This is a genomic window from Streptomyces sp. SAI-135 (genome assembly GCF_029893805.1).
Lineage (GTDB): Bacteria > Actinomycetota > Actinomycetes > Streptomycetales > Streptomycetaceae > Streptomyces.
Genome location: NZ_JARXYP010000002.1, coordinates 6,689,898 through 6,713,258 on the forward strand (window position 1 = coordinate 6,689,898; position 23,361 = coordinate 6,713,258).

Sequence of the window (23,361 nt, forward strand, 5' to 3'; positions counted from 1 at the left end):
CACCCCCCCTAGACTGAACCTCCAGCACAGGTGGCTTAAACGCTCGAAAGGCGCCCCCGTGTCCATCGGCAACTCCCCTGAAGACGAGCGTCCGTTCGAAGACGACCCGCAGGAAGCCCACCTCTCCGTCGGCCGCGCCCTCAAACAGGCGCGGATCGCGGCCGGGCTGACCGTCGACGACGTCAGCAACGCCACCAGGGTCCGCATCGCCATCGTGCACGCCATCGAGGCGGACGACTTCGCCCCCTGCGGTGGCGACGTGTACGCCCGGGGTCACATCCGGACCCTGGCCAAGGCCGTCCACCTGGATCCGGCCCCCCTTCTGGACCAGTACGCCGCCGATCACGGCGGCGGACGTCCGGCCCCGACCCCGGCCGCGCCGCTGTTCGAGGCGGAACGCATCCGTCCCGAGCGGCGCGGACCCAACTGGACCGCGGCCATGGTCGCCGCGATCGTCGCCGTGGTCGGCTTCGTGGGGTTCACCGCCTTCAAGGGCGGCGACGACGGTGGGACGACCCAGGTGGCCGACGGCACCACACCCTCCACCAGCAAGTCCCCGACGCCCAAGTCCGACAAGACCACCAAGGACCCGAAGCCCACGCCGTCCGACAGCGCCATCGCGGCGGCGCCCCAGGACAAGGTCACCGTGCAGATCAGCGCCGACGACGGCAAGAGCTGGATCCTCGCCAAGGACCACAACGGCCGGACCCTCTTCGACGGACTGCTCAAGCAGGGCGACACCAAGACCTTCCAGGACAGCGACAAGATCAACCTCGTCCTCGGTGACGCCGGTGCGATCCAGCTGTACGTGAACGGCAAGAAGATCGACGACGACTGGCAGCCCGGCGCCGTGGAACGCCTGACGTACACGAAGGGCGACCCGCAGGTCGGCTAGGCAGCTGTTCGGTTTCCGTTTCGAAGGGGTTGGCCGGGATCGGCCAACCCCTTCGACATGGGGTGTCAGCGGGACGAAGTAGTCTTGAGCCCATGCCTGAACGCCGTACCGTCGCACTCGTCACTCTTGGCTGCGCCCGCAACGAGGTGGACTCGGAGGAGCTCGCAGGCCGTTTGGAGGCGGACGGCTGGGATCTCGTGGAGGACGCCGCAGAGGCGGACGTCGCCGTCGTCAACACCTGTGGCTTCGTCGAGGCCGCCAAGAAGGACTCCGTCGACGCCCTCCTGGAGGCCAACGACCTCAAGGGGCACGGCAGAACCCAGGCCGTCGTGGCGGTGGGCTGCATGGCCGAGCGGTACGGCAAGGACCTCGCCGAGGCGCTGCCCGAAGCGGACGGGGTGCTCGGCTTCGACGACTACGCCGACATCTCCGACCGTCTCCAGACGATCCTCAGCGGCGGCATCCACGCCGCGCACACCCCGCGCGACCGGCGCAAGCTGCTGCCCATCAGCCCGGCCGAGCGGCAGCAGTCGGCGGCGTCCGTCGCGCTGCCCGGCCATGGTCCGGCCGAGGAGGTCGTCCCCGCTCCCGCCGACCTTCCCGACGGCCTCGCCCCGGCCTCGGGCCCCCGCGCGCCCCTGCGCCGCCGTCTGGACGGCTCCCCGGTCGCCTCGGTGAAGCTCGCCTCCGGCTGCGACCGGCGCTGCTCCTTCTGCGCCATCCCGTCCTTCCGCGGCTCCTTCATCTCCCGCCGCCCCTCCGACGTCCTCAACGAGACCCGCTGGCTGGCCGAGCAGGGCGTCAAGGAGATCATGCTGGTCTCCGAGAACAACACGTCGTACGGCAAGGACCTCGGCGACATCCGTCTGCTGGAGTCCCTCCTGCCCGAGCTCGCCGAGGTGGACGGCCTCGAGCGGGTGCGCGTCAGCTACCTCCAGCCCGCCGAGATGCGGCCCGGTCTGATCGACGTGCTCACCTCCACGCCCAAGGTCGTGCCCTACTTCGACCTGTCCTTCCAGCACTCCGCCCCCGGCGTGCTGCGCGCGATGCGCCGCTTCGGCGACACCGACCGCTTCCTGGAGCTCCTCGACACCATCCGCGGCAAGGCCCCCGAGGCCGGCGTGCGCTCCAACTTCATCGTCGGCTTCCCCGGCGAGACCGAGGCCGACCTCGCCGAGCTGGAGCGCTTCCTGAACGGCGCGCGACTGGACGCCATCGGTGTCTTCGGGTACTCCGACGAGGAGGGCACCGAAGCGGCGACGTACGAGAACAAGCTGGACGAGGACGTCGTCGCCGAGCGGCTGGCACGGGTCTCCCGGCTCGCCGAGGAACTCGTCTCGCAGCGCGCCGAGGAGCGCGTCGGCGAGACCGTGCACGTGCTGGTCGAGTCCGTCGACGAGGAGGGTGTGTACGGCCGCGGCGCGCACCAGGCGCCGGAGACCGACGGCCAGGTGCTGCTCACGAGCGGCGAAGGTCTGAGTGTCGGTCGTATGGTCGAGGCGAAGGTGGTCGGTACGGAAGGTGTCGACCTGGTGGCCGAGCCGCTCGACGGCTCGCTCGCGTGTAGTGAGGAGGCGGGCAGATGACCGGAGTTCCGGCGTCCGCCGCGGGTGGCCCCTCCGCCGCGAAGGGCGGACCGGCGGGCGCGGTCGCGGGTGCCGCTTCCGGCCCGGCACCGAGCGCCCCCTCGGACGTGGTCTCCGGTACGGCTGCCGTCGTCCCCGGAGTGGGGGTCGTGGCCGGAGCGGCTTCGGATGCCGACGTCGACTCCGACGCGAGGCCCGCGCGCGGGAAGAAGATCGCGGCCGCCGCCGTCAACCAGGCCAGCGTCTGGAACATCGCCAATCTGCTGACCATGCTCCGGCTGCTCCTCGTGCCGGGTTTCGTCGCCCTGATGCTGGCCGACGGCGGGTACGACCCCGCGTGGCGCTCGTTCGCCTGGGCGGCTTTCGCGATCGCCATGATCACGGACCTGTTCGACGGCCACCTGGCGCGCACCTACAACCTCGTCACCGACTTCGGGAAGATCGCCGACCCCATCGCCGACAAGGCGATCATGGGGGCGGCGCTGATCTGTCTCTCCGGGCTCGGTGACCTGCCCTGGTGGGTCACGATCGTCATCCTCGGCAGGGAACTCGGGATCACCCTCCTGCGTTTCCTCGTCATCCGGTACGGCGTGATCCCGGCGAGCCGGGGCGGCAAGCTCAAGACCCTCAGCCAGGGCATCGCGGTGGGGATGTACATCCTGGCGCTGACGGGGTGGCTGGCCACCGCGCGGTTCTGGGTGATGGCTGTGGCGGTCGTGCTGACCGTCGCGACCGGGCTGGACTATGTGAGACAGGCCATTGTGCTGCGCAGGCAGGGAATCGCCGAGCGCAAGGCGGCGTTGGAGGAGACGGAAGCGTGAATTCCCCAGCCGCTCAAGTGGTGCGACTACTCACCGTGAAGGGTCAGACGCTCGCGGTCGCCGAGTCGCTCACCGGTGGGCTGGTTGCGGCGGAAATCACAGCGGCCCCCGGCGCGTCCCAGGCGTTCCGGGGTTCGGTGACCGCCTACGCCACCGAACTGAAGCATGAGCTGCTGGGGGTCGACGCCACCCTGCTGGACCAGCGAGGTGCGGTGGATCCGCAGGTAGCGGCCCAGATGGCGGCCGGGGTGCGCAAGGCGCTCGGCGCCGACTGGGGCATCGCGACCACCGGGGTCGCGGGTCCGGAGCCGCAGGACGGCAAGCCCGTCGGGACGGTTTACGTGGCCGTGGACGGGCCCTCCGCGGACGCTTCCGAGGCAGCGGGTGGCGGGAAAGTGGCCGCGCTGCGGTTGAACGGCGACCGCGCGGAAATTCGTATGGAGAGTGTACGGAGCGTACTCGCACTCCTCCTGGAGGAGATCGCGAGCGAACAGACCGGAAATGAGCGGGCACAGGATACGGAACGGAACGGGGGGTTTTGATGTTTGCAGCCCTGAGTGAACACGACATCGCTCCCCGCACGGCCGCGGCGCAAGGCGGTACGGTGGGGCGTGAAGGATGCGGCTACGCGGTCCGAGGAGGGAGCCACCGATGATTCTGCTCCGTCGCCTGCTGGGTGACGTGCTGCGTCGGCAGCGCCAGCGCCAGGGCCGTACTCTGCGCGAAGTCTCCTCGTCCGCCCGAGTCTCACTCGGCTATCTCTCCGAGGTGGAGCGGGGGCAGAAGGAGGCTTCCTCCGAACTGCTCTCCGCGATCTGCGACGCGTTGGACGTACGGATGTCCGAGCTCATGCGAGAAGTGAGCGACGAGCTCGCTCTCGCCGAGCTGGCCCAGTCTGCTGCGGCCACCCCCAGCGAGCCCGTACCGGCGCCCGTGCGCCCGATGCTGGGTTCCGTGTCGGTGAAGGGTGTGCCACCGGAACGAGTGACCATCAAGGCGCCGAGCGAAGCGGTGGACGTCGTAGCGGCGTGACGCTCGCGCTCGGTGTGCCGTCGACGGCTCGCCGAGAGGAAGTCCGCGAGGCCCCGGACGGGTTTCTCCAGCTGGTCTGGAGAGGCGCCGGTCGGGGTTTTCGTGCATCTTGGAGCGACGGCCGCGTCGATGCGTCCGTGTGCCCTCGGTGCGCCCTCCCCCCAGATGGGGCGGCCGTCTAGCGTCCGGGCTGGAGGTGGCTGCATGGCGGGGCCGACAGTACGCCGGGGCATGGCTCTCGGGTTCGGGGCGCTGTGGTGGTGGGCCGCGGCGCGGCTGGTACTGGCGCCGGACGCCGGGGCCCTCGAAGGGGCTGTTGCGGCGGGAGGCTGGGGGCTGAGCCTGCTGCCGGTGCACTGTGTGCCGAAGGCGCGGGCCGCGGGAGCCGTGGCCGCGGGGCGGTGGCGTCAGGCGTGGCGGGTGGGGGGACCCTCGGGGGCCAGGCGTGCCGGGCGGCACGGTGAGGTGGGGCGGGCGGAGCTGCTCACCAAGGCATTGCCACCCCGCCGTTCGGACGGAGGATCTGGCCCGTCATGAAGGACGAGGCGTCGGAGGCCAGGTAGAGCACGGCGTGCGCCACGTCCTGCGGCTCGCCCACGCGCTTGAGCGGTGACATGCGGGACATGAGGGCCTCGGTGTGGGCCTGGGCGTCCTCGTCGTGGCGGTCGGTCATGGGGGTGCGGATCCACCCGGGCGCGACGGCGTTGACCCGGATGCCGTAGCGGCCGACCTCGGTGGCCAGAGTCTTGGTGAGCTGTACGACGGCTGCCTTGGCCGCGCCGTAGCAGAGCAGGCCGGCGCCGCCCGTGTCCACGGCGCCGGAGGCCATCGTGACGATGCTGCCCGCGGTCCTCCGGTCGAGCATCAGACGGGCCGCCTCCTGGCAGGCGTGGAGCACACCCTTGAAGTTGACGTTCAGGACGCGGTCCAGGTCCTCGTCCCGGGTCTCCAGGACCGGGCTGCTGTGCATGATCCCGGCGATCGCGGCCAGCACGTCCAGGCGCTCGCAGGACGAGACGGCCCGGTGGAGCTGTTCGCGGTCGGTGACGTCGAGAGGGTGGGTGGTCGCGGTGCCGCCGGCGTCCTTGATCAGGGTCGCGGTCTCGTGCAGTCCGACCGCGTCGAGGTCGGCACAGTGGACGGTGGCGCCCGCCTCGGCGAGCAGGACGGCGGTCGCGCGGCCGATGCCGCCGGCGGCGCCGGTGACGAACGCGGTGCGTCCGGTGAGGTCGTACGCGCTGACGGCCATGGGGCGACGGTACGAGCGTTATTGACGGGTCGTCAATTGGTCGTACGGCGTGAGGTTCCGGGGCGCGCTCCACCCGGTGCCCGGCGCTGTGGGCTCGGGGCGGGGCCGATCTGGCAGCTCGGACACCAGTACGTGGGGCGTTCGCGGGAGCCGTCGCCCTGGTCGGCGACGCGGATGGAGGTGCGGCAGCGCAGGCAGGGGCGGGGAGCGCGGCCGTAGACGAAGACGTCCGGGCCGCGGCGGCCGGTCGTGTTGCGGATCGGGCGGTCGCGGTTGGCTTCCAGGAGCTTCTTGGCGAGCGCGGGGAGCTGGGCGGCGCGGTCCGCGGGGAGGGCGCCGACGGGGAGCCAGGGGGTGACGCCGAGCAGGAAGCAGATCTCGCTCTTGAAGACGTTGCCGACGCCGGCGAGATTGCGCTGGTCCAGGAGGGCCTCGCCGAGGGGGCGGGCGGGGTCCTGGAGGAGGTTGGCGAGGGCGCGCTCGGGGTCCCAGTCAGGGCCGAGGAGATCGGGGCCGAGGTGGCCGACCGCCTTGGGCTCGTCCGTGGTGCGGAGCAGTTCGAGGACGGGGAGGCGGTAGCCGACGGCTGTGCGGTCGGTGTTGGCCAGGATCGCGCGGATCTGGTGGGTGGGGCCGCCTGTCCAGCGCTGGTTCTCCGTGTAGATCCTCCAGGAGCCGTCCATGCGGAGGTGGGAGTGGAGGGTCAGGCCGCCCTCGATACGGGTGAGGAGGTGTTTGCCTCGTGCGGTGACGTCGAGGACTCTGCGGCCCGTGAGGTCGGCCGTGGCGAATTTCGGCACCCTCAGGTCGCTGCGGGTCAGCACCTTGTCCGCGAGGGCGGTGTGGAGCCGCTTCGCGGCTTGCCAGACGGTGTCTCCTTCGGGCATGGGTCAAGGGTGTCATGGGGGGAGGGGGTGGGTGGGGTGCGGCGGGGTGCGGGTGCGGGTGCGGGTGCAGGTGCGGGGTGGTCGTGGCTCGGCCTCGGCTTCGCCTTCGGCCAGGGTGGTCCCACCCGCACCACCCGTGCGGGAATCGTGGTCGGGTGCGGGTGGCCCCGGTGGGGCGGGTTCGCCGTCGGCGGGTGCGGGTGGCCCCCGGTGGGGTGGGGGCGCCCGTGCGGGTGTGGGTGGGGCGGCGTTGGTGTGCGGGTGCGGGTGCGGGTGCGGGGAGGGCGCTGGGGGTGTCGGTGGGACGTTCGCATCGTGTGAGGGGTCAGGCGCGTAGGCGTAGGCCCCTTGGGGTGGCGATGAAGCCTGCTGATTCCAGGAGGGTGCCCAGGGGGGAGGTCAGGGCCGAGGTGCCGTTGATGCGTTCCACCGTGACGGTGCCCAGGGAGCCGGCCTTGGCAGCTGCTGCGAGGGCCTCGGACGCCGCGCGGAGGCGGGGGTCGTCGGTGGGGGTGTTGTCGGGGGCGGAGGGCCAGGCCAGGAGGGTCTTGCCGCCCCGCTCCATGTAGAGCGTGAGCTCGCCGTCCACGAGGACCACGAGGGAGCCCGCCTTGCGGCCCGGCTTGTGGCCTGCCTCGGTCGGCGGGTCGGGCCAGGGGAGGGCGGCACCGTAGGCGTTGGCGGGGTCGGCGGCGGCCAGGACGACGGCTCGGGAGGCGTCCGAGGCGTGCTGCCCGCGGTTGCCGAAGCCGGAACCGTACGCGGGGGTGCCCTGCCAGTGCTGGGGGGCGGGCTGGGGCGGGTAGTCGCGCGGTGAGATGTACTCGTCGCGGGAGGCGGGGGACGGGGGCCCGGACCGGGAGTCCGGGCCGGCTTCGCCGCCGGGGCCGTCCGGGGTGTCGAAGGCGCGGGTCCAGTCCCGGTCCTCGGCCGCGGGGTCGGCCGGTGCCGGGTCCGAGCCCCAGATGTCGGGAGCGCCGGTCTCCGGCATCGCCTCGCCGCGGTCGCGGGCGTTGGACACCGCGCGGAGGCGGTCGACCGCGCCGTCCATGGCGAACTGGGCGGCGCCGAGGCCCTCCACGACATAGCCGCGGCGGGCCTGACCGCTGTCCTCGAAGGCGGAGAGGATGCGGTACGTCGCCGAGAAGCCGCCCTCCACGCCCTCGGCCGACACGGCTCCCCGGGTGACCACTCCGTGCCGGTCGAGGAGGGTGCGGGCCAGGGCGTGGGCGCGCACGGTCGGGTCGGCCTCGCGCGGCGGGAGCAGGGACCAGCGGCCGGCGACGGTCGGCGGGCCGGTGCGGGAGGCACTGCGGGCGGCCGCGGTGAGCGAGCCGTAGCGGCCGCGCGGGATCGTGCGCTTGGCGCGGTGGGCGGTGGAACCTGCGGTGCGGCCGGAGCCCAGCAGGGAGCGCATGGGGGTGAGGGTGTCGTTGGTGAGCCGCCCGGACCAGGCCAGGTCCCAGACGGCGTCGGCGAGCTGGGGGTCGGTGGCGTCGGGGTGGGTGGTGGCGCGCACCTGGTCGGCGATCTGGCGGAAGAACAAGCCGTAGCCGCCGGTCAGTGCGTCCAGGACGGACTGGTGGAGTGCCGTCAGCTCCAAGGGGTGGGGCGGGGGCAGGAGCAGGGGGGCCGCGTCCGCCAGATACAGGGAGACCCAGCCGTCCTTGCCGGGCAGGGCGCCCGCTCCGGCCCACACGATCTCTCCGGCGGCGGTGAGCTCGTCGAGCATGGCCGGGGCGTAGTTCGTGACGCGGGACGGCAGGACGAGCTTCTCCAGGGCGGAGGCGGGCACGGAGGCGCCCTGCAACTGCTCCACGGCACGCACCAGCCCGTCGATGCCGCGCAGGGAGTGGCCCTTGCCGATGTGCTGCCACTGGGGCAGGAACTGGGCGAGGGCCTGGGGAGGCACCGGTTCGAGCTCGTGCCGCAGGGCCGCCAGGGAGCGGCGGCGCAGACGGCGGAGCACGGTCGCGTCGCACCACTCCTGTCCGATGCCCGCCGGGTGGAACTCTCCCTGTACGACGCGTCCGCTCGCCGCCAGGCGCTGCAACGCGCCCTCGGTGACCGCCGTGCCCAGGCCGAAGCGGGCGGCGGCCGTCGCCGAGGTGAAGGGGCCGTGGGTACGGGCGTAGCGCGCGAGGAGGTCGCCGAGAGGGTCCTTGACCGGTTCCGTGAAGGCCTCCGGGACACCGACCGGAAGCGCTGTGCCGAGGGCGTCGCGCAGACGGCCCGCGTCCTCGATCGCCGCCCAGTGGTCGGCGCCGGCGACCCGGACCTTGATCGTGCGGCGGGCTCCGGCGAGATCCTGGGCCCAGTGCGGCTCGGCGCCCCGCTCGGCCAGCTCGGCGTCGGTGAGCGGGCCGAGGACGCGGAGGAGGTCGGCGACGCCCTCGGCGTCCTTGACCCGGCGGTCCTCGGTGAGCCACTGGAGCTCCCGCTCGAGCTCGGTCAGGACCTCGGCGTCGAGCAGTTCGCGCAGCTCCGCCTGGCCCAGCAGCTCGGCCAGCAGACGCGAGTCCAGGGAGAGGGCGGCCGCCCGGCGCTCGGCGAGGGGGGAGTCGCCCTCGTACAGGAACTGGGCGACGTAGCCGAAGAGGAGGGAGCGGGCGAAGGGGGAGGGCTCGGGGGTGGTGACCTCGACCAGGCGGACCCTGCGGGACTCCAGGTCGCCCATCAGCTCGACGAGACCGGGGACGTCGAAGACGTCCTGGAGGCACTCGCGGACCGCCTCCAGGACGATCGGGAACGAACCGAACTCGCTCGCCACCTGGAGCAGTTGGGAGGCGCGCTGACGCTGCTGCCACAGCGGTGTGCGCTTGCCGGGGTTGCGGCGTGGGAGGAGGAGTGCCCGGGCGGCGCACTCGCGGAAGCGGGACGCGAACAGGGCCGAGCCGCCGACCTGGTCGGTGACGACCTGGTCGACCTCGCCCTTGTCGAAGACGACGTCCGCTGCGCCCACCGGAGCCTGTTCGGCGTCGTACTCCGTGCCGGTCCTGGACGGTTCCCGGTCGAGGAGGTCAAGGCTCATCATGTCGGCGTCGGGCAGCCGCAGGACGATGCCGTCGTCGGCGTGCATGACCTGGGCGTCCATGCCGTAGCGCTCGGAGAGCTTGGCGCCGAGGGCGAGGGCCCAGGGGGCGTGGACCTGGGCACCGAAGGGGGAGTGGACGACGACCCGCCAGTCGCCGAGTTCGTCGCGGAAGCGCTCCACGACGATCGTGCGGTCGTCCGGGACGTGGCCGCAGGCCTCCCGCTGTTCCTCCAGGTAGGCCAGGACGTTGTCCGCGGCCCACGCGTCCAGGCCCGCGGTGAGCAGGCGCAGGCGGGCGTCCTCCTTGGACAGGGAGCCGACCTCGCGGAGGAACGCGCCCACCGCGCGGCCCAGTTCGAGGGGGCGGCCCAGCTGGTCGCCCTTCCAGAAGGGGAGCCTGCCGGGGACGCCGGGGGCGGGGGAGACCAGGACCCGGTCGCGGGTGATGTCCTCGATGCGCCAGGAGCTGGTGCCGAGCGTGAAGACGTCCCCGACGCGCGACTCGTAGACCATCTCCTCGTCGAGCTCGCCGACCCTTCCGCCGCCCTTCTTGGGGTCGGAGCCGGCGAGGAAGACACCGAAGAGGCCGCGGTCGGGGATGGTGCCGCCGGAGGTGACGGCGAGGCGCTGGGCGCCGGGCCGGCCGGTGACCGTGCCGGCGATGCGGTCCCAGACCACGCGCGGGCGCAGTTCGGCGAAGGCGTCGGAGGGATAGCGGCCCGCGAGCATGTCGAGGACGGCGGTGAAGGCGGACTCGGGCAGGGAGGCGAAGGGGGCCGCCCTGCGGACCGTGGCCAGGAGGTCGTCGAGCTGCCAGGTGTCCATCGAGGTCATCGCGACGATCTGCTGGGCGAGGACGTCCAAGGGGTTCGCGGGGACCTTGAGGGACTCGATGGAACCGGTCCGCATGCGCTCCGTGACGACCGCCGCCTGGACCAGGTCGCCCCGGTACTTCGGGAAGACCACGCCGGTGGAGACCGCACCGACCTGGTGGCCCGCGCGGCCGACGCGTTGCAGCCCGGAGGCGACGGAGGGGGGTGACTCGACCTGGATCACCAGGTCCACCGCGCCCATGTCGATGCCGAGTTCGAGGCTGGACGTCGCCACTACGGCCGGGAGGCGGCCCGCCTTGAGGTCCTCCTCGACCAGGGCGCGCTGCTCCTTGGAGACCGAGCCGTGGTGGGCCCGGGCGATGACCGGGGGCGCGCCCTGGGCCGCACCCGAGCCGCCCATGAGGTCGGCCGGGGCGTGGTGCTCCTCCAGGGGCTCGCCGGTGGCACGCTCGTAGGCGATCTCGTTCAGACGGTTGCAGAGGCGTTCCGCGAGGCGACGGGAGTTCGCGAAGACGATCGTGGAGCGGTGCGACTGGACGAGGTCGGTGATCCGCTCCTCCACGTGCGGCCAGATGGAGGGGCGCTCCGCGCCTTCGTTGCCCTCGGCGACCGGGGAGCCGCCGAGCTCACCGAGGTCCTCCACCGGGACCACGACCGAGAGGTCGAACTCCTTGCCGGACTTCGGCTGGACGATCTCCACCTTGCGCTGCGGGGAGAGGTAGCGGGCGATCTCGTCCACCGGGCGGACCGTGGCGGACAGGCCGATGCGGCGGGCCGGCTTCGCCAGGAGCTCGTCCAGGCGCTCCAGGGAGAGGGCCAGGTGGGCGCCGCGCTTGGTGCCGGCCACGGCGTGGACCTCGTCGAGGATCACGGTCTCGATGCCGGTCAGCGCGTCCCGGGTCGCCGACGTCAGCATCAGGAACAGGGATTCCGGGGTGGTGATCAGGATGTCCGGGGGGCGGGTGGACAGGGCCCGGCGCTCGGCCGGAGGGGTGTCGCCGGAGCGGATGCCCACCTTGACCTCGGGCTCGGGCAGGCCGAGGCGGACGGATTCCTGGCGGATGCCGGTGAGGGGACTGCGGAGGTTGCGCTCCACGTCGACGGCGAGGGCCTTGAGGGGGGAGACATACAGGACCCGGCAGCGCTTCTTGGGGTCCGCGGGTGGGGGCGTGGAGGCCAGCTGGTCCAGGGCGGCGAGGAAGGCGGCCAGGGTCTTGCCGGAGCCGGTGGGGGCGACGACCAGCACGTCCGAGCCCTCGGCGATGGCCTGCCAGGCGCCGGCCTGGGCGGTGGTGGGCGCGTCGAACGCACCCGTGAACCAGCCGCGGGTGGCGGGGGAGAAGCCGTTCAGGGCTCGGTGTGCTGGGCTGACCATGCGTCCATCTTGCCTCCGGGCACTGACAACGGGTTGCCTCCGGCGGTCGGGCGGGGGCTCCGGTGGTTGGGCGGGTGCGGTTGTCGGTCGTCTGCGGGTTCGGTGGGGGCGGGCGTTTCTGCGCAGTTCCCCGCGCCCCTGAATGCCTGCGGCGGCCCGTTGCGGTCCGGTGGGGGGGCTCGTCCCCTTGCCGCCGTGCGCGACTGCCGGTCCGTCGTGGGGGTCAGCCCACTTCGCGGCCGTATGCGCGCAGGGTCCGCAGGGCCGTGATGGTCACCATGGGGCGTGTGTCGTGGGCGACGGTGGGTGCCCACTGGCGGTGGGTCGGCCAGCCGCCGTCCTCCTGCTGTGCGGCTGCGAGGAAGTCCAGGGAGCGGGAGATCTCGTCGTCCGTGAACCATGCGCGCGCGAGGGAGTCCGGCGTGCTCGCGTAGTCGAGCGGGAAGTGGTGCGCGCCCGGGGCGGGGTTCGAGGGGTCCAGCGAGGCCAGGCCCTGGTCGCGTACCAGGCGGCCGAGGCGGTCGGCGGTCGCCTGCGCGCGCGAGCGGTCGGGAGCGGCGTCCAGGAAGGTCAGGGCGGCCTGGATCTCGTCCGGGCGGGACACCTGGAGGGACTCCACCGCCTGCCAGCAGAAGTCCGTGGCCCGGAACAGCCAGGCGTGCCACACCTCGTTGCGGTGCAGCAGGCCGACCACGGGGCCGGTGGTGAGCAGGTCGCTCGGAGGGGCGTCCGTCACCGGCAGGAAAGGGGCCGTCGGATAGCCCCGCTGGGCGGGAGTGACCGTCGGGAGGGCGCCTTCCGGGGTGGACACCGAGGTGAGATAGCGGCACACGCGCTCCACACGCTGTCCGCCGCAGCGTCCGACGGCGTCCAGGACCCGCAGGGCGTGAGCGGTGTGCAGGGGCTGGCTGACGGGACCGCGCAGATCGGGTTCCAGGGCGTGGCCGTAGCCGCCGTCCGTGTTGCGGTAGGCGTCCAGGGCCGTCTCCACCGGGTCGGGGCCGCCGTTCAGGAAGTGGTACGCGAACAGACGCTGTTCCAGCACGCGCGCGGTGAGCCAGACGAAGTGCTCGGCGCGGAAGAGCGGGGAGTGCGCCGGTGGCGTCTGGGGGAGTGGGGAGGCTCCTGTTTCGGGCATGCGACAGACCGTAGGGCGGAAAGCGGTCTCGACGAGCGGTCCCGGCCCAGGCCCACCCCCAGGGGCGGGATACTGGAGTCATGCGGTTGACGGTCTTCTGGCAGCGGATGGCGGAACACTTCGGTCCGGGGTACGCCGACACCTTCGCGCGCGATCATGTGATGGCCGAGCTCGGTGGGCGCACGGTGCACGAGGCACTGGACTCCGGCTGGGACGCCAAGGACGTGTGGCGTGTGGTCTGCACCGTGATGAACGTTCCGGGCGAACGGCACTGAGACGGCGTGGACGTTCCGGTGAGAAGTGCCGAGTTCGTGTGAACATCTCACGAAAGAGGCACTGGCCGGTCACGAAGATCGCAGGACGGCAGCCATTGTCAGTCGCGTGGGCGAGACTTGCACCGTGGCACCCACTGACGAGTCCGGGCAGGCAGCCCAGCAGACATCTCCGCTCGGCACGACGCCCCCCGCCCGGCCTCCGGCCGACGGTGCCGGGCCGAACGCCCGCATGCCGCGCTGGCTGCCGCGCGCCATGGTGCTGGCGCTCGCTCTCATCGCCGTCTTCCAGCTCGGCAGTTGGGTCTTCCACCAGCTGATAGGCCTGCTGATCAACATCCTCATCGCGTTCTTCCTGGCCCTGGCCATCGAACCCGCGGTGAGCAAGATGGCCGCGCGGGGCATGCGCAGGGGGCTCGCCACCTTCCTCGTGTTCTTCGGGGTGCTGATCGTGACGGCCGGGTTCGTGACGCTGCTCGGTTCGATGCTCGCGGGACAGATCATCAAGATCGTCGAGGACTTCCCGGACTACCTCGACTCCGTCATCGCCTGGATCAACGGGCACTTCCACACCGAGCTGAAGCGGGTGGACGTCCAGGAGGGACTGCTGCGCTCCGACTGGCTGCGCAACTACGTGCAGAACAGCGCCACCGGCGTCCTGGACGTCTCCGCCCAGGTCCTCGGCGGCCTCTTCCAGCTGCTGACGATCGCGCTGTTCTCGTTCTACTTCGCCGCGGACGGCCCACGGCTGCGCCGCGCGATCTGCTCCGTCCTGCCGCCCGCCCGCCAGGCCGAGGTGCTGCGCGCGTGGGAGATCGCCGTGGACAAGACCGGCGGCTACCTCTACTCGCGCGGTCTGATGGCCCTCGTCTCCGGAGTCGCGCACTTCGTCCTGCTCCAGGCCCTGGACGTGCCGTACGCGCCCGTGCTCGCCGTGTGGGTCGGCCTGGTCTCGCAGTTCATCCCGACCATCGGCACCTACCTGGCGGGCGCCCTGCCCATGCTGATCGCCTTCACGGTCGATCCCTGGTACGCGCTGTGGGTGCTGGTCTTCGTGGTGATCTACCAGCAGTTCGAGAACTACGTGCTCCAGCCCAAGCTGACCTCGAAGACCGTCGACATCCATCCCGCGGTCGCCTTCGGCTCGGTCATCGCGGGCACCGCCCTCCTCGGCGCGGTCGGTGCCCTGATCGCCATTCCGGCGGTCGCCACGCTCCAGGCGTTCCTCGGGGCCTACGTGAAGCGGTACGCCGTCACCGACGACCCGCGGGTCCACGGGCACCGGAAGCGGGGTGAAGGGCCCTCGCCGGTCACGCGTGTGCGTGCGCTGTGGGAGCGCCGACGGCGGGGAGCGCGGGACTCCACCGACGGCGACGAGTCGGCCTGAGGGCGGGCAGGCACCGGGCTCAGTACGTGAGGGCGGCCCACACCGCGGCGCCGACGACGGCCGTGACGTAGGAGCCGATCGCCGCGTACAGGATCCGGCGCCGCAGCCGCTCGCTCCAGGAGGTGCGCGACAGCAGCCAGGCCAGCGCGGGCAGGACCAGGACCGCGTGCAGGCTCACGCCGTGCAGCGGCTTGAGCGGGGCCGTCGAGCGGTAGGCCGCCTCCTGGTGGCCGGTGCGGGTGAGGACCACACCGCGCGCGACCATCGCGGCGCCCGAGGCGAGCGCGACCAGCAGGATCGCGAACCCCGACCGCACCGCGAGGTCCATGCCCGCCGGGCCCGAGGGCCGGTGGCGGAACGAGGCGACCGCCAACACCGTCAGCAGCACCACCAGGACGCCGCCGCCCACCGCGAGCGTCATGGACACCGCCGTGTCGAAGGGGGTCTCCATGTCGAGGTGCGAGGGCACCCCGCGCCACGCCTGAAGGGTGATGCCACCGACCTCCACCACGCAGTCCGCCGCGAACACCGCGAGGAGCAGGGCGCGTGGCCGCGGAGCGATACGGAGACACGACGTGACCCAGGTGACCGCGATCAGGGTCGCCCCGAAGGACACCCCGAACGTCACCGGCTTGCGCCAGGAGACCGGCCCGTCCCAGGGGCCGCCGTCCACGGCGAACACCACCAGGTGCGCGAGCCCGGAGAGGACCAGGAGAAGACCGGTGGCGTGACAGAGCCGCTCCACGCGGCGGGCGGGGACGGCCCGCGGGGGCGACGTCCGGTCCGGCACCGGGGGAGCATTCGTCGCAGTCGGTTCCATCAGGTGCGGGCTGCCTTTCGGGCGAGACAGGCAGCATCACCAGGACGCCGCCGCCCGCGGCCACGCGCCCTGATCCGGCCCGCGATGGACGCGGCCGACAGGAGCAGCGCGGACAGGGTCGCGAACACGGCGGGGTGGCGTGTCGTCCCGCGGTAGCGCCGGCGCCGTTGGGTGGTCGAGGTCGCTTCTCGGGTGTTCGTAGTGGTCTCCATGCCCCAAGACTCGCGACCACGGGCCGGCCGGTCGTCGTACCGCCGAAGGCACCTGGAGTACGCCGCGGGAAGTAGCCGGAGGGGGAAGCGAAAGAGGGGCGGGGAAAGTCGCCGGAGCGGGCATGAGGAGGTCGTCGTAGCGGCCTGCGAGGTTCGTCCGCGCGGGCCTGGGAAGGTTGCCCGGGCGGCCCCGACGAGGTCCTCCGCGCGGGCCTGGGTGGCGGCCGAGTGGGGCTGGGCGGAGTCGCCCCAGTGGGGCAGGGCGGAGTCGCCCGGGAGGGCCGCAGGAAGTGGCCCGGGTGCCGCGTGGTGCGCTTGACACGAAAATCGAACATCCATTCATATGGAAGCTCCGGCGAAGCCAACGGCGGGCGTTTCGACATGGTTTGCATGGAGAAGTACCCGAGTTATCCACAGGCCGGACGGGCGTCGGGGCGCATTGTCAGTGGCAGGCGTTAGCGTCTTTGACGTGAAGCGATCGACTCAAGCAAATCGGGTGGAACCCATGGCAGGAACCGACCGCGAGAAGGCGCTCGACGCCGCGCTCGCACAGATTGAACGGCAGTTCGGCAAGGGCGCGGTCATGCGCATGGGCGAGCGGCCGAACGAGCCCATCGAGGTCATCCCCACCGGGTCGACCGCGCTCGACGTCGCGCTCGGCGTCGGCGGCATCCCGCGCGGCCGAGTGGTGGAGGTGTACGGACCGGAGTCCTCCGGCAAGACGACCCTGACCCTGCACGCGGTGGCCAACGCACAGCGGGCCGGCGGCCAGGTGGCCTTCGTGGACGCGGAGCACGCCCTCGACCCCGAGTACGCGCGCAAGCTCGGCGTCGACGTCGACAACCTGATCCTGTCCCAGCCGGACAACGGCGAGCAGGCCCTGGAGATCGTGGACATGCTGGTCCGCTCCGGCGCCCTCGACCTCATCGTCATCGACTCCGTCGCAGCCCTCGTCCCGCGCGCGGAGATCGAGGGCGAGATGGGCGACAGCCACGTCGGTCTGCAGGCCCGCCTGATGAGCCAGGCCCTGCGGAAGATCACCAGCGCGCTCAACCAGTCCAAGACCACCGCGATCTTCATCAACCAGCTCCGCGAGAAGATCGGCGTGATGTTCGGCTCCCCGGAGACCACGACCGGTGGCCGGGCGCTGAAGTTCTACGCCTCGGTGCGCATGGACATCCGCCGTATCGAGACCCTGAAGGACGGCACGGACGCGGTCGGCAACCGCACCCGGGTCAAGGTCGTCAAGAACAAGGTCGCGCCGCCCTTCAAGCAGGCCGAGTTCGACATCCTCTACGGCCAGGGCATCAGCCGTGAGGGCGGTCTGATCGACATGGGCGTGGAGCACGGCTTCGTCCGCAAGGCCGGCGCCTGGTACACGTACGAGGGCGACCAACTCGGCCAGGGCAAGGAGAATGCGCGCAACTTCCTCAAGGACAACCCCGACCTGGCCAACGAGATCGAGAAGAAGATCAAGGAGAAGCTGGGTGTCGGCGTGCGGCCCGAGGAGCCTGCCGCCGAGCCGGGTGCGGACGCCGCGGTGACCGCTGCCGCGGACGACACCGTGAAGGTGCCCGCTCCGGCGGCCACGAAGGCGACGAAGGCCAAGGCCCCGGCCGCCAAGAGCTGATCCTGTGACACGGCGAACCGACTGGGCCGAGTACGAGGACGCTCCGCGAGGCTGGGGCGGTGAAGGCGACGGGGGTTCTGCCGGGCCGGGCGGCGACGGGTACGGGGGCGCCGGGTACGGGGGCGACGGCACGGGGCACGGAACGGACGGGGGACACGGCCGTTCGGTGTCGTACGCCGACGCAGCGTTCGGCGACGGATTCACGCACGGCTCCGGGCGGTCCCGCCGCGGCGAGCGCTCCCACAGTGACGGTGAGACGTACGGCGACGAGTCCGGTGACGGGGCGGCGCGTGGTTCCGGGGCGTTCGGCCGGAGCACGCGTCGAGGCGGCGGAGCACCCGGCGAGGGCGGCTCCCGAGGGCGTCGGCAGCGCCGGCGCGGCTTTGGGGAACCGCCCGGAGAGGACGGAGGCGGCCCCTCCTTGTCGAGGGCCGAGAAGGGGGAGCCTCCGGCGGACCCGGTGGAGCGGGCGCGGGCGATCTGTCTGCGCCTGCTCACCGGGACCCCGCGTACGCGGAAGCAACTCGCCGACGCTCTGCGCAAGCGGGAGATCCCGGACGACGCCGCGGAGGAGGTGCTGTCGCGGTTCGAGGAGGTCGGCCTGATCAACGACAGCGCGTTCGCGGACGCCTGGGTGGAGTCCCGGCACCACGGCCGAGGGCTCGCCAGGCGCGCGCTCGCCCAGGAGCTGCGCACCAAGGGCGTCGACTCCACGCTGATCGACGCGGCCGTCTCACAGCTGGACTCCGATCAGGAGGAGGCGACGGCCCGCGAGCTCGTCGAGCGCAAGCTGCGTGCGACGCGTGGCCTCGACCGCGACAAGCGGCTGCGCCGCCTCGCCGGCATGCTCGCCCGCAAGGGGTACTCCGAGGGGATGGCCCTGCGGGTCGTCCGTCAGGCGCTGGAGGAGGAGGGGGAGGAGACGGAGTTCCTCGGGAACGAGAGGTTCTGACGCGGGGGTGCGCGCACGGGGCCATCGGGCCGACACCGGCGCGAGTCACCGGGACACGGCACCGCTCTCCTGCCCGCCCGACGGCCGTGCCGCCGACGAACGCGGCGCGCCTACTGCCAGTCCTCCGGGCGTTCCACGTGCTCCAGGCGCAGGATCGGGCCCGTGCGGCTGTAGCGGCGGATCTGGGGGAGGGGCGGGTAGTAGGCGTGCACGGAGATCGCGTGGAGCTCGGTGGACTCGTTGAGGACCTCGTGGACATGGTGCTGTCCGAAGGAACGGCCCTTGCCGGCCGGCAGCCGGCGCTCGCGGTCCACGTCGTCGGAGAGTTCGAGGGTCTTCCAGCCGTCGGCGGGCAGCCGGGCGGCGAGGGAGTTCTCCTTGAGCTCCCCGGCCGCGGTGATGAAGGCGCCGACCGACTCGGCGTGGTCGTGCCAGCCGGTGCCGGTGCCGGGCGGCCAGCCGATCAGCCAGGCCTCGCTGCCGCCGGGCCCCTCCAGGCGCACCCAGGTGCGGCCCTCGGGGTCGAGCGGGAGTGAGTCGATCAGCTCGGTGTCGGCGGCGGTGCGCCGTACGAAGTCGAGGAGTTCGGCCTGGGTGGGCGGCGCGACGGCGGAGGAGACCGAGGGGAGGGCGGGGGAGACAGACACGGGTACCGTCCTGTGAAGAGTTCGCGAGAGCGTGCCGTCGATGCCCGGTCGACGCACGAGCGCGGCACGCAAAGGGAGAAGAAGGCGAATTCAGCAGGACGGGCGACACACGCAGCCCGCATAGCGGACGAGGTCCATATGGACCCTCCGCCACAGGCGCACACAGGTGTCGGTCACGATCCGGAGTACACCATGGCGCCGACGGCTGTTTCAACTCACTGTCACTATGTGGACGCACAGTGACAGTGAGCACGTCAACGTGAACCGGCCCCCGCGTTCGCCTCGGTCTTCGCCGGAGGCCCGCCGAGCGCCGTCTCGGCCGCCGAGTACAGATCGGCCGGGCGGACCCCGCTCAGCGCCGTGACGAGGTGACCGTCGGGCCGTACGAGAAGGACCGTGTGCGGGGCCGCGCCCGGGTACTCCTCGGCGACCAGGAGCTCGGCGGGGCGCGGGAGCGCGCTCACCGCCGCGGCCAGGCGGGGCATGATTCCCGCGGTCACCCAGTGCTTGCGCTCCCACACCCCGGTGCCCGGCGCGATCAGGACGACGAGCAGCGCTCCTCGGCCGAGGCGCTCGCGCAGCCGTACGAAGGTGCCGTCCTCGGCGGTGACCCGTACGTCCGTCACCGGCGACCCCGGGAGCGTGTCGACCGGTACCTCTCCTTCGAGGTGCCGGGGCGCGAGGGGCGAGTCGGCGTACGCCCCGGGCGCACCGAGCGGGCCGCGCCCCAAGTGACCGTCCGTAAGCAGCGCGTCGTGGCCGCGCGCCGAGCCGGGGACCACCGAGCGCAGCCCCCCGCCGCCGCGGAGCACCGGCAGCGCCTGGTCGGCGGCGCGCAGCCGTCCGGCGACGACCGCGCGCCGCTCGGTCTGGTAGCTGTCGAGAAGCGCCTCGTGCGGGCCGTGGTGCCAGGCCAGAGCCAGTTTCCAGGCGAGGTTGTCGGCGTCCCTGAGGCCCTCGTCGAGTCCCTGCGTGCCCAGCGCCCCGAGGCAGTGCGCCGCGTCCCCGGCGAGGAAGACCCGGCCGGCGCGCCAGCGGCGGGCCAGCCGGTGGTGCACGGTGTGGACTCCGGTGTCGAGGAGTTCGTACGGCGGTGTCGGGCCGCCGGTCCAGCCCGCGAGGGTCTCCCGGACGCGGGTGACCAGGAGTTCGGGCGTGACCAGGTCCTTGCCGGGCGGCAGCAGCCAGTCCAGGCGCCAGACGCCCTCGGGGAGAGGGCGGGCGGTGATCTCCCCGGCGGAGGGTCCCGAGGTCCGCCACGGCGGCATCCGGTGGAGCAACGCCCGGTCCTCCCAGGGGAGTTCCGTGCGCAGCGCGGCGACCGCGTGGCGTTCCACGGCCGTACGGCCCGGGAACCGGATGTCCTTGAGCTTGCGCACGGTGGAGCGCGTGCCGTCGCAGCCGACCAGGTAACTCCCGCGCCACCACGTGCCCTTGGGGCCGCGGGTGTGGGCGGTGACGCCCGAGGGCTCCTGCTCGATGGTGTCGAGGCGGCTGTCCGAGGTGAGCTTGACCAGCCGCTCCTCGGCGAGGGCGGCACGCAGCGCGCCGGTCAGGACGTGCTGGGCGAGATGCAGGGGGGCGTCCCCGGCCTCCTCGAAGTCGACCTCGCGCATCACCTGCTTGCGGCGCATGGACCGCCATCCGGCCCAGTGCACTCCCAGCTCGGCGACCGGCACTCCGGTCAGCCGGGACATGAGGGCGGCGGTGTCCTCGTGCAGTACGGCGGTACGGGCCAGGCGGGGTTCGTCCTTGCCGGGGCCCTCGTCGAGGATCACGGAGGGGACCTCCTGACGCGCCAGCGCCAGGGCGAGCGTGAGCCCGACGGGCCCCGCTCCGACGATGATCACCGGGTCCACGACGCGGCGCCCCCTGCCCGCGGCGGAGTCCCTGGGAACGTATGTGAACAGGAGGTTGGAGCAGGGTGCACGATCACAGAACGTATGCAACCCATTGCCGGTGCTTGCGTCAAGTGACGGAGGCAGTGGCGATCATGCCACTGCCTCCGTGTCGTTCTCACATGCGGTTCATGCCGATTGACCGACTGTCAGAATCCGCCGCCACCGGTGTTCTCGCCGGTCCCGTAGGTGCCGCGCACCGCGGCCGGGTTGACCTCCACCGTGTCCTCGCCCAGCACCGCCCCCGTGCTCTTCTTGCTGCGCCGCAGCCGCTGCTCCAGCCAGCTCGCGAAGCTGGTGAGGAGGAAGTTCAGGACGATGTAGACGATCGCCACGACGATGAAGCTGGGGATGACGTTGGCGTAGTTGGCGGCCAGGGTCTGGCGCGAGTTGAGCAGCTCGGGGAAGCCGAGCATCACGCCGCCCAGCGCGGTGTCCTTCACGATGACCACGAGCTGGCTGACGATCGCCGGCAGCATCGCGGTGACCGCCTGCGGCAGCAGGATGTTGGTCATCGTCTGGCCCTTGCGCAGTCCGACCGCGTAGGCCGCCTCCGTCTGCCCCTTGGGCAGCGAGAGGATGCCGGCCCGGACGACCTCGGCGAGGACCGAGGCGTTGTAGAGCACCAGGCCGGTGATGACGGCGTACAGGGGGCGCTGCTCGCTGGAGATGTCCGTGGAGCGGACGTAGAACTCGTTGGCGAACAGCATCAGCAGCAGGACCGGGATCGCCCGGAAGAACTCGACCACCGTGCCGGCGGCGCCCCGGACCCAGGCGTGGTCGGACATGCGGGCGATGCCGAAGACCGCGCCCAGCGGAAGGGCGATGACCATGGAGATCGCCGCGGCCTTGAGGGTGTTGCCGAGGCCGGGCAGGAGGTAGGTCGTCCAGGCGGCACCCGTGGTGAAGGGCTCCCAGAGGTTCCACTCGAGCTGGTTCTTGTCGTCCATCTTCTGCCACACCCACCACAGCACGAGCAGGAGCAGCAGGGTGAAGACGACGGACAGGAGGACGTTGCGCCGTTTCGCGCGGGGTCCGGGAGTGTCGTAGAGGACCGAGCTCATCGCTTCACCGCCAGTCGCTTGGCGAGCCAGCCGAGGAGGAGGCCGGTCGGCAGGGTCAGTACCACGAAGCCGAGTGCGAAGACCGCGCCGATGGCGAGCGTCTGAGCCTCGTTCTCGATCATTTCCTTCATCAGGAGGGCGGCCTCGGCCACGCCGATCGCGGCCGCCACCGTGGTGTTCTTGGTCAGCGCGATCAGCACGTTGGCCAGCGGGTTGATGACCGCGCGGAAGGCCTGCGGAAGCACGATGAGACGCAGGGTCTGGCTGAAGTTGAGGCCGATCGCGCGGGCCGCCTCGGCCTGGCCGAGCGGCACCGTGTTGATGCCGGAGCGGATCGCCTCGCAGACGAACGCCGCGGTGTAGGCGATGAAACCGAGTACCGCCAGCCGGAAGCCCTGGACGTCGAAGTTGTCGGCCGCGCCCATCGTCACCCCGAAGATGTCGGCGAGGCCGAGCGAGGTGAAGACGATGATGACCGTCAGGGGGATGTTCCGGACGATGTTGACGTAGGCGGTGCCGAAGCCGCGCATCAACGGGACCGGGCTGACCCGCATCGCGGCCAACAGGGTGCCCCAGATCAGGGAGCCGACGGCGGACAGGGCGGTGAGCTTCACCGTCATCCAGAACGCCCCGAGGACGTCATAACCTTCTAGAAAGTCGAACACGATCTCCCGCGCTTCCGGGTGTGTGGCGTGTGTGTGGCGTACGTGGACGGGCGCGGCGCGCCGCCGCCCTGATCGCGGCGGGCGGCGGCGCGCCGGTGAACCCCTGCGTTACTTGACGATGACGCCGACCTTCGGGGCGGGCTCGTTCTTGTAGTCGGCCGGGCCGAAGTTCTCGTCGACCGCCTTCTGCCAGGAGCCGTCGCTGACCATCTTCTCCAGGGCGGCGTTGACCTTGTTCAGGGTCGCGGAGTCGCCCTTCTTCACGCCGATGCCGTAGTTCTCGTTGCTCAGCTTGAGGCCGGCGAGCTTGAACTGACCCTTGTACTTGTCCTGCGAGGCGAAGCCCGCGAGGATCGAGTCGTCCGTGGTCACCGCGTCGACGGCGCCGCTCTGCAGGCCGGCGATGCACTCCGAGTAGCCGCCGTACTGCTTCAGCTGGGCCTTCGGGGCGAAGTCGTCCTTGACGTTCTGGGCCGAGGTCGAGCCGGTCACGGAGCACAGCTTCTCGCCGTTGAGGTCCGTGGCCTCGCTGATCTTGGAGTCCTTCTTGACCAGCAGGTCCTGGTGGGCCAGCAGGTACGGGCCCGCGAAGTCGACCTTCTGCTTGCGCTCGTCGGTGATCGAGTAGGTGGCCGCGATGATCTTCACGTCGCCACGGGCGAGCGCGTTCTCACGGTCGGCGCTCTTGGTCTCGACGAACTCGATCTGGTCGGCGTCGTAGCCGAGCTGCTTGGCCACGTACGTCGCCACGTCCACGTCGAAGCCGGAGAAGGAGCCGTCGGGCTCCTTCAGGCCCAGACCGGGCTGGTCGTACTTGATGCCGATCTTGATCTTGCCGCCGCCGCCGGAGCCCGAGCTGGAGCTGTCGTCCTTGCTGTCGCCGCCGCAGGCGGTCGCGGACAGGGCGAGGGCGAGGACGGCGGCCGAGGCGGCGGTGACCTTGCGGAGCTTCATGGTGAACATC

The 23,361-nt window shown here is 71.7% G+C and carries 21 protein-coding genes; 10 read left to right on the forward strand and 11 right to left on the reverse strand.

From position 1 onward, the window contains the following. The first annotated feature begins 58 nt into the window (after positions 1 to 58). From M2163_RS34840 to M2163_RS34865, 6 genes are all read left to right on the forward strand, one after another. On the forward strand, positions 59 to 895 hold the full coding sequence (locus tag M2163_RS34840) for a helix-turn-helix domain-containing protein (RefSeq protein WP_280895937.1): 837 nt from the start codon (positions 59 to 61) through the stop codon (positions 893 to 895). Positions 896 to 987: 92 nt separating this feature from the next. Then, positions 988 to 2,481 (forward strand): 30S ribosomal protein S12 methylthiotransferase RimO, encoded by a 1,494-nt coding sequence (gene rimO / locus M2163_RS34845; RefSeq protein ID WP_280848959.1) that lies wholly within the window; start codon positions 988 to 990, stop codon positions 2,479 to 2,481. After that, positions 2,478 to 3,302, forward strand: a complete 825-nt coding sequence (gene pgsA, locus M2163_RS34850; RefSeq protein WP_280895938.1) for a CDP-diacylglycerol--glycerol-3-phosphate 3-phosphatidyltransferase — start codon at positions 2,478 to 2,480, stop codon at positions 3,300 to 3,302. The genes rimO and pgsA overlap by 4 nt, the downstream gene beginning before the upstream one ends. After that, positions 3,299 to 3,844, forward strand: a complete 546-nt coding sequence (locus tag M2163_RS34855; RefSeq protein ID WP_280895939.1) for a CinA family protein — start codon at positions 3,299 to 3,301, stop codon at positions 3,842 to 3,844. Before pgsA ends, M2163_RS34855 begins: the two co-directional genes overlap by 4 nt. Before the next feature lie 109 nt (positions 3,845 to 3,953). After that, positions 3,954 to 4,334 (forward strand): helix-turn-helix transcriptional regulator, encoded by a 381-nt coding sequence (locus tag M2163_RS34860; protein ID WP_007385114.1) that lies wholly within the window; start codon positions 3,954 to 3,956, stop codon positions 4,332 to 4,334. A gap of 204 nt (positions 4,335 to 4,538) precedes the next feature. Then, positions 4,539 to 4,871, forward strand: coding sequence for a hypothetical protein (locus M2163_RS34865; RefSeq protein WP_280895940.1), 333 nt, complete (start codon positions 4,539 to 4,541; stop codon positions 4,869 to 4,871). Here the strand turns inward: M2163_RS34865 and M2163_RS34870 are convergent. From M2163_RS34870 to M2163_RS34885, 4 genes are all read right to left on the reverse strand, one after another. After that, on the reverse strand, positions 4,819 to 5,583 hold the full coding sequence (locus tag M2163_RS34870; protein ID WP_280895941.1) for an SDR family NAD(P)-dependent oxidoreductase: 765 nt from the start codon (positions 5,581 to 5,583) through the stop codon (positions 4,819 to 4,821). The genes M2163_RS34865 and M2163_RS34870 overlap by 53 nt on opposite strands. Positions 5,584 to 5,615: 32 nt before the next feature. Then, the gene (locus M2163_RS34875; protein WP_280895942.1) at positions 5,616 to 6,470 is read right to left on the reverse strand and encodes a DNA-formamidopyrimidine glycosylase family protein; all 855 of its coding nucleotides are present in this window, start codon (positions 6,468 to 6,470) and stop codon (positions 5,616 to 5,618) included. Between the two features lie 325 nt (positions 6,471 to 6,795). Then, a complete protein-coding gene (locus tag M2163_RS34880) occupies positions 6,796 to 11,712 on the reverse strand; it encodes an ATP-dependent helicase (RefSeq protein WP_280895943.1) in 4,917 nt (1,638 codons plus the stop codon). Positions 11,713 to 11,935: 223 nt separating this feature from the next. Beyond that, positions 11,936 to 12,850 carry a hypothetical protein gene (locus tag M2163_RS34885; protein WP_280895944.1) on the reverse strand — a complete coding sequence of 305 codons (915 nt, stop codon included), beginning with the start codon at positions 12,848 to 12,850 and terminating at the stop codon, positions 11,936 to 11,938. An 80-nt stretch (positions 12,851 to 12,930) separates the two neighbouring features. On the opposite strand from M2163_RS34885, the gene M2163_RS34890 reads away from it, so the two are divergent. Both M2163_RS34890 and M2163_RS34895 read left to right on the forward strand, forming a co-directional pair. Then, on the forward strand, positions 12,931 to 13,125 hold the full coding sequence (locus M2163_RS34890) for a DUF3046 domain-containing protein (protein ID WP_037708609.1): 195 nt from the start codon (positions 12,931 to 12,933) through the stop codon (positions 13,123 to 13,125). Positions 13,126 to 13,249: 124 nt separating this feature from the next. Beyond that, complete coding sequence (locus M2163_RS34895; protein ID WP_280848951.1) at positions 13,250 to 14,509, forward strand: AI-2E family transporter; 1,260 nt, start codon at positions 13,250 to 13,252, stop codon at positions 14,507 to 14,509. Between the two features lie 19 nt (positions 14,510 to 14,528). Here the strand turns inward: M2163_RS34895 and M2163_RS34900 are convergent, their stop codons facing one another. After that, positions 14,529 to 15,332: a hypothetical protein gene (locus tag M2163_RS34900; protein ID WP_280854072.1), complete on the reverse strand. Its 804-nt coding sequence runs from the start codon at positions 15,330 to 15,332 to the stop codon at positions 14,529 to 14,531. Next, the gene (locus tag M2163_RS34905; RefSeq protein ID WP_280848950.1) at positions 15,329 to 15,541 is read right to left on the reverse strand and encodes a hypothetical protein; all 213 of its coding nucleotides are present in this window, start codon (positions 15,539 to 15,541) and stop codon (positions 15,329 to 15,331) included. The genes M2163_RS34900 and M2163_RS34905 overlap by 4 nt, the downstream gene beginning before the upstream one ends. A gap of 505 nt (positions 15,542 to 16,046) precedes the next feature. Between M2163_RS34905 and recA the strand changes: the two genes are divergently transcribed. Both recA and recX read left to right on the forward strand, forming a co-directional pair. Then, positions 16,047 to 17,171, forward strand: a complete 1,125-nt coding sequence (gene recA / locus M2163_RS34910) for a recombinase RecA (RefSeq protein ID WP_280848949.1) — start codon at positions 16,047 to 16,049, stop codon at positions 17,169 to 17,171. Positions 17,172 to 17,175: 4 nt separating this feature from the next. After that, positions 17,176 to 18,123, forward strand: a complete 948-nt coding sequence (gene recX / locus M2163_RS34915; RefSeq protein WP_280895945.1) for a recombination regulator RecX — start codon at positions 17,176 to 17,178, stop codon at positions 18,121 to 18,123. A gap of 110 nt (positions 18,124 to 18,233) precedes the next feature. Here recX and M2163_RS34920 read toward each other — a convergent pair whose 3' ends face one another. The 5 genes from M2163_RS34920 to M2163_RS34940 all read right to left on the reverse strand — a co-directional run bounded on the left by M2163_RS34920 (position 18,234) and on the right by M2163_RS34940 (position 23,351). Continuing rightward, entirely contained in the window at positions 18,234 to 18,770 is a 537-nt protein-coding gene (locus M2163_RS34920; protein ID WP_280895946.1) for a cysteine dioxygenase, read from the reverse strand. Between the two features lie 254 nt (positions 18,771 to 19,024). Continuing rightward, on the reverse strand, positions 19,025 to 20,629 hold the full coding sequence (locus tag M2163_RS34925) for an FAD-dependent monooxygenase (RefSeq protein WP_280895947.1): 1,605 nt from the start codon (positions 20,627 to 20,629) through the stop codon (positions 19,025 to 19,027). A gap of 188 nt (positions 20,630 to 20,817) precedes the next feature. Next, a complete protein-coding gene (locus M2163_RS34930) occupies positions 20,818 to 21,732 on the reverse strand; it encodes an amino acid ABC transporter permease (protein ID WP_280895948.1) in 915 nt (304 codons plus the stop codon). After that, a complete protein-coding gene (locus M2163_RS34935; RefSeq protein WP_280848944.1) occupies positions 21,729 to 22,397 on the reverse strand; it encodes an amino acid ABC transporter permease in 669 nt (222 codons plus the stop codon). Before M2163_RS34935 ends, M2163_RS34930 begins: the two co-directional genes overlap by 4 nt. 108 nt (positions 22,398 to 22,505) lie before the next feature. After that, positions 22,506 to 23,351, reverse strand: coding sequence for a glutamate ABC transporter substrate-binding protein (locus M2163_RS34940; protein ID WP_280848943.1), 846 nt, complete (start codon positions 23,349 to 23,351; stop codon positions 22,506 to 22,508). Positions 23,352 to 23,361 lie beyond the last annotated feature (10 nt).